The following is a 10,815-nucleotide window of genomic DNA, read 5'->3' as shown; positions in this document are numbered from 1 at the left end:
TCCGTGGATCCGTCCCTGACCTGGGGGATGGTACGGGTTTGGGGCGACCTCTCCGGCGGGAGTGGATTGCCACGTTTCAGGGACCCTTGTGCGATTTGGTCTTGCGCCGGAGGGACTACGCTCTCAGGGGCGGCGGAGCGTCGGCGCGCACCTTTTTCAGGGCCCGGCTACCCGGTCGCGGCCGGGGGTGCCCCCGGCCGCGGCGGGGCGGCTCACACGATCGGGGGCGCTCCCTCGCGCGGGCGTCCGAGCAGGCCGGGGCGCCGCTGCCAGGGAAGCGGCCCGGCGGGCGGGCGGTAGCTCACGCCGAGCGCGTCCAAACGCGCGTAATGTGCCTCCATGCGCCCCTGGAATGCCCCGAAGTCCCGTTCGGACGAGGGCGGCAGCGCCGACCAGACGACCTCGGCGAAGGCGGCGAGCCGGGGGAAGGTCTGGTAGTCGACGCGCCGGCGGTCCTCCATCACCTCGGTCCAGACATTGGCCTGGGCGCCCAGCACCCGGTCCGCGTCGGCGCCGGTGAGCTGCGGTGGAACCGGTTCGAAGCGATAGACATCCTCCAGGGTGCGGACATAGCCGATCGGGACCGGCTCGTCCTCGCCCGGAGCCTGCCGGTGGTCGAAGTACACCTGCTGCTCGGGGCACATGACGACGTCATGGCCGGCCCGCGCGGCGGCGATCCCGCCCGCGTAGCCCTGCCAGGAGGAGACCGCGGCGCCCTCGGGCAGCGGGGCGTCGGGCGCGCCGCCCTCGAGGATCTCGTCCCAGCCGATCAGCCGGCGCCCGCGCTCGGCGAGCCAGTGGCCGAAGTGGCGGATCAACCAGCTCTGCAGCTCGTCCTCGTCGGCGAGGCCCTGCGCGCGGATGCGCTCCTGGGCGGCCGGGGACGCCTTCCACTGGTCCTTGGGGCACTCGTCGCCGCCGATGTGGACGAAGGTGCCGGGGAACAGCTCCAGGACCTCTTCCAGCACGTGCTCGAAGAAGCGGAGCGTGTTGTCGGTGGGGGCGAGTACGTTCGGGTTGATGCCCCAGGTGGTCCAGACTCCGAGGGAGGCGGTGTCGATGACATCGGTGTTGCCCAGCTCCGGGTACGCGGCGATGGCGGCCTGCGAATGCCCGGGAATGTCGATCTCCGGCACGACGGTGATATGCCGCTCGGCGGCGTAGGCGACGATCTCGCGGATGTCGTCCTGGGTGTAGTAACCGCCGTGCGGCCGCTCGTCCCACAGCGGGGACGCCCGGTGGCCGAGCTTGGTGCGCTCACGCCAGGCGCCGGTCTCGGTCAGCTTCGGATAGCGGCGGATCTCGACGCGCCAGCCCTGGTCGTCGGTGAGATGGAAGTGGAAGACATTGAGCTTGTGGGCGGCGAGCAGGTCGAGATACGCGAAGACGCCGTCCTTGGGCATGAAGTGGCGGGCCACATCCAGCATCAGCCCGCGCCAGGCGAACCGGGGCGCGTCCTCGACCGTCCGCTCCGCCAGCTCCCAGCCGGTCTCCGCGTCCCTGAGCGGGGCGCGGCGGAAGGCGTCGGGGCCCAGTAGCTGACGGAGCGTCTGGGTGCCCCAGTGGACGCCCGCGGCCGTGCCGCCCGCGATCTCCACCCGGCCGTCGGCGACGGTGAGCCGGTAGCCCTCGGGCTCCAGCGCGGCGTCGATCCGCAGCGTGACGGTGTCGGGGCCGCCGGGTTCGCCGTCCGGCAGGGACAGGCCGAGCGCCTGGCCGAGGGTGGTGCGCAGCAGGCGCGCCACGCCCTCGGTGCCGGGGCCGGCGGCCAGGGCGGTGTGCCGCGGGTGGATCCGCGCGCCCGCGCGGCCCGTACGGCTCTGGTCATGGCGGGGCGCGGGGATCAGCCCCGCGGCGTCGTGTGTCATCTGCTCCCTCATCGGCCCTTGTCGGCGCCTGCAGGCGCTTGCCGGCGCGTTGACAGCCCTTGTCGGTCCGTTCGTCGGTCTCTTCGTCAGTCCTTCACGGCGCCGCCGAGACCGGAGACCAGTCGGCGCTGTACGAGGACGAAGAAGATCAGCACGGGGATGGTCATGACGGTGGACGCCGCCATGATGCCTCCCCAGTCGTTGCCCTCGGCCTTGAAGAAGACCAGCAGCGCCATCGGAAGGGTGGAGTTCTCGGTCGCGCTGATGATGAAGGACTTGGCGAACAGGAAGTCGTTCCAGGTGGAGATGAAGGAGAAGACGCTCGTCGCGACCAGTCCGGGGAAGACGAGCGGGAAGAGGATCTGCCACAGGAAGCGGGAGCGGCTGGCCCCGTCGAGATAGGCCGCCTCCTCCAGCGCCTCGGGCACGGCCTTGACGAAGCCGCGCAGCATCCAGATGGCGAACGGCAGCGAGAAGGCGATATGCGGCAGGATCAGCGAGCCCAGGGTGTTGAGCCCGATCCCCGGCACCGACTCCCCCAGATCGCGCATCAGGAAGAACAGCGGGATGGTCAGCGCCTCGATCGGCACCATCTGCGCGACCAGGAACATGATCAGCAGCGTGGTGCGGAAGCGGAACCGGAAGCGGGCGACCGCCGTCGCCGCGAGGAAGGCGATCAGCGCCGAGGCGATCACCACCACCGCGGCCACCAAGAGGCTGTTGAGGAAGTAGCGCCCGAAGTCCTCCTGCTGGAAGACGCGCCGGAAGGAGTCCAGCGACGGGGCCGTCGTCCACGGCCGGGGCTCGGTGGACTGGATCTCCCCCTCGGGCTTGAAGGCCGAGAGCACCATCCAGTACAGCGGGAAGGCGACCACGGCCGCCACGATCAGGGCGGTGGCCTCGGCGGCGAAGCGCCAGGGACGGCGGATGCGCAGCGAGACGCGCGAGTGGCTCACAGTTCTTCTCCCTGGCGTCGCAGCAGCCGCAGATACACCAGCGTCACGACCAGCAGGATCAGCAGCATCACCACGCCGATCGCCGAGCCCAGGCTGTACTGCGAGGACGCGAACGCCTTCTGGTACGCGTACACGTTGAGCACCATGTTCTGGCGCGCGATCCCGCCGCCGTCGGTCATGACGTAGATCTGGGTGAAGACCTTGAAGTCCCAGATGATGGACTGGATGGTCACCACGACGAGGATCGGCCGCAGCATCGGCGCCATGATGGTGCGCCAGATCCGCCAGGTGGAGGCGCCGTCGAGGGCGGCGGCCTCCAGCACCTCGGTGGGGATGGACTTGATGCCCGCGTAGACGGTGACCATCACGAACGGGAACGAGCACCACACGACCTCGAACAGCACCAGGGCGAAGGCGCTGTAGCGGTCGTAGGTCCAGGAGTAGTTCTCGAACCCGGAGAGCCCGAACCACACCAGGATCTTGTTCACCGGCCCGAAGTCGGGGTCGAAGAGGAAGACCCAGACCGTCGAGCCGGTGATCGCCGGGGTGGCCCAGGCGCCGAGCGCGGCCAGCATCAGCGCCAGCCGCGGAATGGCCCGTACGCGCGTCAGCAGCACCGCGAGCGCACAGCCGACCGCGAGGGTCGACACCACGCAGACGGCGGCGAAGAGCAGGGTGGCGACGACGACGTTCCAGAACTCGCCGTCGCGGAACAGCTCGGCGTAGTTGGCGAATCCCTCGAAGGTGGTGGGTTCACCGCCGCTGACCTGCGCCTGGGTGTACTCCAGGAAGGAGATCAGACCGAGCTGGTAGATCGGGTAGATGAGCAGCCCGCCCAGGACGACGAGCGCCGGGGCGAGATAGAGCCAGGGCGTCCAGGCTCCCCGCCGGGAGCCCTTCCTGGCTCGGCGCCCGGCCGGGACGACGGGTCCCGGCCGGGACCGGCGGCCCTTGGCAGGGGCGCGCCGGGCGTGCTGTGCGGTGCCGGAGATCACTGCTGGAATGCCTCGTCCATCTTCTTCGCGGCGTCCTTGGTGGCGGTCTCCACGTTCTTACGGCCGCTGACGATCTCCTGGAACATGGTGGGCAGGATGAGCTGCGCGTCGATGGCCGCCCAGCCGGGCGAGGCGGGCACGAACTTGGCGCTGTCGTTGAGGGTCTTCACGAAGGGCTTGACGAAGGGGTCCTTCTGCGCGACATCGCCGCGCACATCGGTGAAGGTCGGCAGGAAGCCCATGGCGTCGTAGAGCTTGCGCTGGGTCTGCTTGCCGGAGAGCGTCTGCAGCAGGTCCACGGCGAGCGTGCGGTGCGTGGTGCTCTTGAGCACCCCGACGTTGTTACCGCCCGCGAAGGCCGGGGCGATGTCGCCCTTCTTCACGCCCGGCAGCGGCACGACCTTGTACTTGCCCTTGACCTTGCCCGCCTCGATGGCCTGGCGGCTGAAGTCGCCGCCGATCGCCATGCCCGCCTTGCCCGAGGCGAACGCCTCGATGGTGTCGTTGCCGCCCCACTGGGCGCACTTGGCGGCCGGGCAGTTGTCGTTGCCGAAGAGCGAGGTGTACGCCTTGACGCCCTTCTGGGCGTCGGCGCTGTCGATGGCCGCCTCGTACTCGTTCGAGCCGAACTTGCCCTTCTCGCTGGCGAGATCGCCGCCGTTGGCCCAGATGAAGGGCATCGCGCCGTAGGTGTAGGCGCCGCCGACCGCGAGACCGTACAGATCCGACCGCTCCGAGTGGATCCTCTTCGCGGTCGCAATCAGTTCGTCCTGGGTGGTCGGGGGCTCCAGGTCGAGGTCCTTGAAGACGTCCGTCCGGTAGTACAGCGCCCGGACGCCGACGAAGAGCGGAGCGCCGTAGACCTTGCCGCCGATGGTCAGCGAGTACTTCGCGGTGGGGTCGATGTTCGTCGAGTCGCCCCAGGCGCCGAACTCCTTGCTGATGTCCAGCAGTCCGCCGTCCTTGACGTAGCCGGCGGTGTCGGTGTTGCCGTACTCGATGACGTCGGGAGCGCTCTTGGGGTCGTTGAAAGCCGCCTTGATCTTCTGCGCCCGGGTGTCGATCGGGATGTAGGTCACCTCGACCTCGGTCCCGTCGTGCTCCTTCTCGAAGCCGGCGACCGCCTCGTCGATCACCTTCTTCTTGGGCGCGTTGTTGACCTCCTGGAAGAGCCAGACACGCAGCTTGCCGCTCTTCTCGTCCTTGTCGGAGCTGTTGTCGGACGTGGAGGGAGCGCATCCGGTTGCGGCCAGCCCCGCCAGGGTCAGTGCCGCCACGGGCACGGTGACGCGGGAGGACAAGCGGGAGAACACGGAGAGATGGGACGACTTCATGAGGACCCTTAAACATTTGGCGTTGCAACATATGCAACGCATGTTTCGCTCAGCACAATATGCGTGAGGCTAGGGAACCTTGAGCGACCCCACAAGAGGTCTGAACCACTCCGTGACCAAATGAGCCGAACCACTGTGCGGCGAAACGAACTTCGCGCTAGCGACGCGGTAACTCTTCGCCCGGATAAGCGGGTTCAACATACGGCACGGCCTCCACCCGCGCACCCGCTTCCTCCAGGCGCGCGATCACCCGGTCCCAGTCGGGCCAGGTCTTCCGGATCCGCTCGAGGACGCGGTCGCTGGCCACCAGCACCACGTCACAGCCCGGGTCGGCCGCCCACTCCAAAAGTCTGGGAAGGGTCGGCTGCGCGACCGACATCACACAGCTCCCGGCGGGCCGGTAGCCCCGCTCGGCGGCCAGCCGCCCGCACTGTTCGAGCTGGGCGTCCCAGTCCTTCTCGAACTGGCAGTAGGCGCTGGCGCCTTCCGCATCGGGCTCGTCGACCTCACGCGCCCCGAACACCAGATAGGCGGCCCGCGCCGCCCCGTTCTCCGTACGCCCGCTCATGGGCCGACCCTACTGGGGTCATCCGGCGCACGGCAGGGCGCACAAACACGGCATGCCCGGCCCGCGACCCCCGAGTGGGATCGCGGGCCGGGCGAGCCATCTGTCGCGCGAGGCTTTCCGTCAGGGCCTGGGGCCGACGGACCGGCTACTTCTTGCCGTCGCCGTCCTTGCCCTTGTCGCCGCCGGCGCCCATGCCCTCGAAGATCTCCTTGCACATGGGACACACCGGGTACTTCTTCGGGTCACGACCCGGGACCCAGACCTTGCCGCAGAGTGCGACGACGGGAGATCCGGAGAGGGCGCTCTCCATGATCTTGTCTTTCTGAACATAGTGGGCATAGCGCTCGTGGTCGCCGTCACCGTGCGACACCTGAGGTGTCGGCTCAACGAGGGTCCCCGTGCCTGCCCCGCGCTCGGGCTCAAGAGTGCTCATACAGCCCTAGGGTACTCATGCCTAGTTGAGAGAAGGGTCGTCCGGATACGTGGCGACCATGGCCAGCTCACTGCGCTGGCGGCGCAGCACCGCGCGCCACAGCCGCTCGGGGGCGGGCGAGGACACATCGCCCGGTTCGGACTCCACCACGTACCACGCGCCCTCGGCGAGCTCGTCCTCCAGTTGCCCCGGCCCCCAGCCCGCGTAACCGGCGAAGATCCGCAAGGACCCCACGGCGGCCGCCAGCAGCTCCGGTGGCGCCTCCAGGTCGACCAGCCCGATCGCCCCGTGCACTCTGCGCCAGCCGAGTGGCCCGTCCTCGGTGCGCGCCGCGGACCGCCCCGATTCGCCCGGCACGACGGCCACGCCCAGCGCGGAGTCCAGCGAGACCGGACCGCCCTGGAAGACCACCCCCGGCTCCCCGGCCAGCTCGGCCCACGACTCCAGGATGTCGCTCACCCCCACCGGGGTCGGGCGGTTCAGGACCACACCGAGCGAGCCCTCCTCGTCGTGATCGAGGAGGAGCACCACCGCGCGGTCGAAGTTCGGGTCAGCAAGCGCCGGTGTCGCGACAAGCAGCCGTCCTGTGAGCGAGGACACCTCGGTCATGGCCACATGATCCCCCATATCCGGGCCGGAGGGGGAGTGGAAGACGAGTCCCGTATGAGAGCAGGTCGGGGCGCAAGACAGCAGATGCGGCGCACGTGACTGTGGGCTCTTCGAGGGGGACGGAACGTGTTGCCGCCCACACGGGAGGACTCAATGCGCGCAAGAGCCTTACGGAGGCGGTCTCCAGGGCCATTACTCTTGCCCTTTGGCCTCTGTGCCTTTTGGCCCCTGCCCGTCTCAGGAACGCGAGACCCGATGACCCGCTCGAACGATGTCCTGCTCGTCCACGGCGGCACCCCGCTCGAAGGCGAGATCCGTGTCCGCGGCGCGAAGAACCTCGTGCCGAAGGCCATGGTGGCCGCCCTGCTCGGCAGTGGGCCCAGCAGGCTGCGCAACGTCCCCGACATCCGCGATGTGCGGGTGGTGCGCGGGCTGCTGCAGCTGCACGGCGTGACGGTGCGCCCCGGTGACGAGTCCGGTGAGCTGGTGCTCGACCCCACGCACGTGGAGAGCGCCAATGTCGCCGACATCGACGCGCACGCCGGTTCCTCGCGGATCCCGATCCTCTTCTGCGGCCCGCTGCTGCACCGCCTCGGCCACGCCTTCATCCCGGGCCTGGGCGGCTGTGACATCGGCGGCCGGCCGATCGACTTCCACTTCGACGTACTGCGCCAGTTCGGGGCGACGATCGAGAAGCGGGCGGACGGGCAGTACCTGGAGGCCCCGCAGCGGCTGCGCGGCACCAAGATCCGGTTGCCGTACCCCTCGGTGGGCTCCACCGAGCAGGTGCTGCTGACGGCGGTGCTCGCCGAGGGTGTGACGGAACTCTCCAACGCGGCGGTCGAGCCGGAGATCGAGGACCTCATCTGCGTGCTGCAGAAGATGGGCGCCATCATCTCCATGGACACCGACCGCACGATCCGGATCACCGGTGTCGACAAGCTCGGCGGCTACAACCACCGCGCCCTCCCGGACCGCCTGGAGGCCGCCTCCTGGGCGAGCGCGGCGCTGGCGACCGAGGGCAGCATCTATGTGCGCGGCGCCCGGCAGCGCGAGATGATGACCTTCCTGAACACCTACCGCAAGGTGGGCGGCGCCTTCGACATCGGCGACGAGGGCATACGGTTCTGGCACCCCGGCGGCAAGCTCGACGCGATCGCCCTGGAGACCGACGTCCACCCCGGCTTCCAGACCGACTGGCAGCAGCCGCTGGTGGTGGCCCTGACCCAGGCGTCGGGCCTGTCCATCGTCCACGAGACGGTCTACGAGTCGCGGCTGGGCTTCACCTCGGCGCTCAACCAGATGGGCGCGCACATCCAGCTCTACCGCGAATGCCTGGGCGGCTCCGCGTGCCGCTTCGGCCAGCGCAACTTCCTGCACTCCGCGGTCGTCTCCGGCCCCACCAAGCTCCAGGGCGCCGACCTGATCATCCCCGACCTCCGCGGCGGCTTCTCCTACCTGATCGCGGCCCTGGCGGCCCAGGGCACCTCGCGGGTCCACGGCATCGACCTGATCAACCGCGGCTACGAGAACTTCATGGGGAAGCTCGTGGAGCTGGGCGCGAAGGTAGAGCTCCCGGGCGGCACCGCCCCCGCATAACCCCTCCCCCGGCCCCACGGCCGGGCCCCGACCGCCACAGCCCGCCCCCGCACCCGGGGCGGGCTGTCCCATCCCCACACCCCCAGCCACGACGACGCCCCCGGCTGGGGGTCCGGGGGTTACCCCCCGGGGGATACAGCCTCGGCGCGGAGGTGGAGTTGCCGGGCGTCGCGCGGCCCGCGTGGGCGCGGTGGCGCCGAGCCCGACGCCCGTAGCGGCGGGCTCGGGCGCCGTAAGCCTCGTAGACGGGTCTCAGGGCCCGCAGGAGCGCCAAAAGGGGCGGTCACCCTCGGGTGACCGCCCCTTTCGTTCGCGAGGGCTTACTTGCCCTTGGCGGCTTCCTTGAGCTTGGAGCCCGCGGAGACCTTCACGCTGTAGCCGGCCGGGATCTCGATCGGCTCACCGGTCTGCGGGTTGCGCGCGGTGCGAGCGGCACGGTGGGTGCGCTCGAAGGTCAGGAAGCCGGGGATGGTGACCTTCTCGTCGCCCTTCGCGACGACCTCACCGGTCACCTCGGCGAGGGCGGCCAGCACGGCGTCGGCGTCCTTTCGGGTCACCTCGGCGCGCTCGGACAGAGCGGCCACCAGCTCACTGCGGTTCATGTTGTACTCCCGTGTTCATCTTGCCAATGAGGCGTGAGATCGAAGCCGATGCTGCCAGGGCCCTCGGACAGTCCCCGGACCCGGGTCTGCTGTTCAGACCCTCGCGCCCGGAACGCATCCTGCCCGCACCTGTGGCGGGAAAGCCAATCCGGAGCCCTCGAGAGTCACACGAAAAGCGCCGTGGCGGTCGTTTTCCTGCCCGCCACCCTAAGGCTGCCTTCGGGACCCCACAGCGCGCGACGCGCCGTGCCGGGCCTAGACCGCAGTGGTACCGGTCACAGGGCGCGCCGCGTCTCGTACGGCTCCGGCGACCGCCCCCGCGACCTTGTCGTTGAAGACGCTCGGAATGATGTAGTTGGCATTGAGCTCGTCGTCGTGGACGACGTCCGCGAGCGCGCCGGCAGCGGCCAGCATCATCTCGGTGTTCACCGTACGCGACTGCGCGTCCAGCAAACCACGGAAAACGCCCGGGAACACCAGCACGTTGTTGATCTGGTTCGGGAAGTCCGAGCGTCCGGTGGCCACCACCGCGGCGGTCTGACGGGCGATCGCCGGGTCCACCTCGGGGTCGGGGTTGGCCAGCGCGAAGACGATCGCGCCGTCCGCCATGGCGGCCACGTCGTCGCCCGAGAGCACGTTCGGGGCCGAGACGCCGATGAAGACGTCCGCGCCGCGCACGGCCTCGCGCAGGGTGCCCGTGACGCCCTCCGGGTTGGTGTTGTCGGCGATCCAGCGCAGCGGGGACTCCGGGTCGGCGGAGACCAGGTCCTCGCGCCCGGCGTGCACCACACCGTGGATGTCGGCGACCACCGCGTGCCGCACGCCCGCGGCGATCAGCAGCCGCAGGATGGCGGTGCCGGCGGCGCCCGCGCCGGACATGACGACCCTCACATCCTCGATCTTCTTGTCGACCACCCGCAGCGCGTTGGTGAGGGCGGCCAGCACCACGATCGCGGTGCCGTGCTGGTCGTCGTGGAAGACCGGGATGTCCACGGACTCGCGCAGCCGCGCCTCGATCTCGAAGCAGCGAGGGGCGGAGATGTCCTCCAGGTTGATCCCCGCGAAGCCGGGGGCGATGGCCTTCACAATCGCGACGATCTCGTCGGTGTCCTGGGTGTCCAGGCAGATCGGCCAGGCGTCGATGCCCGCGAAGCGCTTGAAGAGGGCCGCCTTGCCCTCCATGACCGGCAGGGCGGCCTTGGGGCCGATGTTGCCGAGGCCCAGGACCGCGGAGCCGTCGGTGACGACGGCCACACTGTTGCGCTTGATGGTGAGGCGCCGGGCGTCCTCGGGGTTCTCCGCGATGGCCTGGCAGACCCGGGCGACGCCCGGGGTGTAGACCATGGAGAGGTCGTCACGGTTGCGGATGGGGTGTTTCGACGACATCTCGATCTTGCCGCCGAGGTGCATCAGGAACGTACGGTCGGAGACCTTGCCGAGCGAGACACCTTCGATGCCCCGCAGCTTCTCCACGATTTCCTGGGCGTGCGCGGTCGAGGTGGCGGCGATGGTGACGTCGATACGGAGCTTCTCGTGGCCGGAAGCGGTCACATCGAGGCCCGTGACCGAGCCACCGGAGGACTCCACGGCCGTGGTCAGCTGGCTGACCGCGGTACCGCTCGCGGGCACCTCCAGCCGGACCGTCATCGAGTACGAGACGCTGGGCGCCGTTGCCATGGCCTGCTTCCTCTGCTTTCCCTTGTTCATGCTGTCGGGCCGCGGGAATGCCGGGCCACGTCCTCAGATAGTTGCACCTACCTCTCGGTACGGGGTAACCCGCCCCGACTTTCGGACATATTGTTCTGACATAGCAGAGTGGGGTCAGCCGAGTGGAAAGCCCCACTCCTTCGC

The 10,815-nt window shown here is 69.3% G+C and carries 10 protein-coding genes; 1 reads left to right on the top strand and 9 read right to left on the bottom strand.

Going from position 1 to position 10,815, the window contains the following annotated elements:
- Positions 1-212: 212 nt before the first annotated feature.
- The 7 genes from J5X86_RS29325 to J5X86_RS29295 form a co-directional block, all read right to left on the bottom strand.
- Entirely contained in the window at positions 213-1,868 is a 1,656-nt protein-coding gene (locus tag J5X86_RS29325) for a beta-N-acetylhexosaminidase (protein ID WP_208519718.1), read from the bottom strand.
- Between the two features lie 86 nt (positions 1,869-1,954).
- Entirely contained in the window at positions 1,955-2,824 is an 870-nt protein-coding gene (locus J5X86_RS29320; protein ID WP_208519716.1) for a carbohydrate ABC transporter permease, read from the bottom strand.
- Positions 2,821-3,819, bottom strand: a complete 999-nt coding sequence (locus J5X86_RS29315) for a carbohydrate ABC transporter permease (RefSeq protein ID WP_208519714.1) — start codon at positions 3,817-3,819, stop codon at positions 2,821-2,823. Before J5X86_RS29315 ends, J5X86_RS29320 begins: the two co-directional genes overlap by 4 nt.
- Positions 3,816-5,153 (bottom strand): extracellular solute-binding protein, encoded by a 1,338-nt coding sequence (locus tag J5X86_RS29310; RefSeq protein ID WP_208519712.1) that lies wholly within the window; start codon positions 5,151-5,153, stop codon positions 3,816-3,818. The genes J5X86_RS29315 and J5X86_RS29310 overlap by 4 nt, the downstream gene beginning before the upstream one ends.
- 157 nt (positions 5,154-5,310) lie before the next feature.
- Positions 5,311-5,721 carry a hypothetical protein gene (locus J5X86_RS29305; RefSeq protein ID WP_208519710.1) on the bottom strand — a complete coding sequence of 137 codons (411 nt, stop codon included), beginning with the start codon at positions 5,719-5,721 and terminating at the stop codon, positions 5,311-5,313.
- Positions 5,722-5,866: 145 nt separating this feature from the next.
- Positions 5,867-6,154, bottom strand: a complete 288-nt coding sequence (locus J5X86_RS29300; protein ID WP_075200572.1) for a DUF3039 domain-containing protein — start codon at positions 6,152-6,154, stop codon at positions 5,867-5,869.
- A 21-nt stretch (positions 6,155-6,175) separates the two neighbouring features.
- Entirely contained in the window at positions 6,176-6,763 is a 588-nt protein-coding gene (locus J5X86_RS29295; protein ID WP_208519708.1) for a YqgE/AlgH family protein, read from the bottom strand.
- Positions 6,764-7,018: 255 nt separating this feature from the next.
- Between J5X86_RS29295 and murA the strand changes: the two genes are divergently transcribed.
- Positions 7,019-8,362, top strand: a complete 1,344-nt coding sequence (murA, locus tag J5X86_RS29290) for a UDP-N-acetylglucosamine 1-carboxyvinyltransferase (RefSeq protein ID WP_208519706.1) — start codon at positions 7,019-7,021, stop codon at positions 8,360-8,362.
- Between the two features lie 320 nt (positions 8,363-8,682).
- Here murA and J5X86_RS29285 read toward each other — a convergent pair whose 3' ends face one another.
- Together J5X86_RS29285 and J5X86_RS29280 are read right to left on the bottom strand one after the other, a co-directional pair.
- Positions 8,683-8,964 carry an HU family DNA-binding protein gene (locus J5X86_RS29285; RefSeq protein WP_009717479.1) on the bottom strand — a complete coding sequence of 94 codons (282 nt, stop codon included), beginning with the start codon at positions 8,962-8,964 and terminating at the stop codon, positions 8,683-8,685.
- A 255-nt stretch (positions 8,965-9,219) separates the two neighbouring features.
- A complete protein-coding gene (locus J5X86_RS29280; protein WP_208519704.1) occupies positions 9,220-10,641 on the bottom strand; it encodes an NAD-dependent malic enzyme in 1,422 nt (473 codons plus the stop codon).
- Positions 10,642-10,815 lie beyond the last annotated feature (174 nt).

It is taken from the genome of Streptomyces sp. NEAU-YJ-81 (assembly GCF_017592595.1).
Taxonomy (GTDB): Bacteria; Actinomycetota; Actinomycetes; order Streptomycetales; family Streptomycetaceae; genus Streptomyces; species Streptomyces hygroscopicus_B.
The sequence above is the reverse complement of the archived record's forward strand: the minus strand, read 5'-3'. Positions and strand labels throughout refer to the sequence as shown.

Coding starts and splice junctions, on each gene's coding strand:
- J5X86_RS29325 (WP_208519718.1), bottom strand. CDS start 1,868: ATGACACACGACGCCGCGGGGCTGATCCCCGCGCCCCGCCATGACCAG.
- J5X86_RS29310 (WP_208519712.1), bottom strand. CDS start 5,153: ATGAAGTCGTCCCATCTCTCCGTGTTCTCCCGCTTGTCCTCCCGCGTC.
- J5X86_RS29305 (WP_208519710.1), bottom strand. CDS start 5,721: ATGAGCGGGCGTACGGAGAACGGGGCGGCGCGGGCCGCCTATCTGGTG.
- J5X86_RS29300 (WP_075200572.1), bottom strand. CDS start 6,154: ATGAGCACTCTTGAGCCCGAGCGCGGGGCAGGCACGGGGACCCTCGTT.
- J5X86_RS29295 (WP_208519708.1), bottom strand. CDS start 6,763: ATGACCGAGGTGTCCTCGCTCACAGGACGGCTGCTTGTCGCGACACCG.
- murA (WP_208519706.1), top strand. CDS start 7,019: ATGACCCGCTCGAACGATGTCCTGCTCGTCCACGGCGGCACCCCGCTC.
- J5X86_RS29285 (WP_009717479.1), bottom strand. CDS start 8,964: ATGAACCGCAGTGAGCTGGTGGCCGCTCTGTCCGAGCGCGCCGAGGTG.
- J5X86_RS29280 (WP_208519704.1), bottom strand. CDS start 10,641: ATGGCAACGGCGCCCAGCGTCTCGTACTCGATGACGGTCCGGCTGGAG.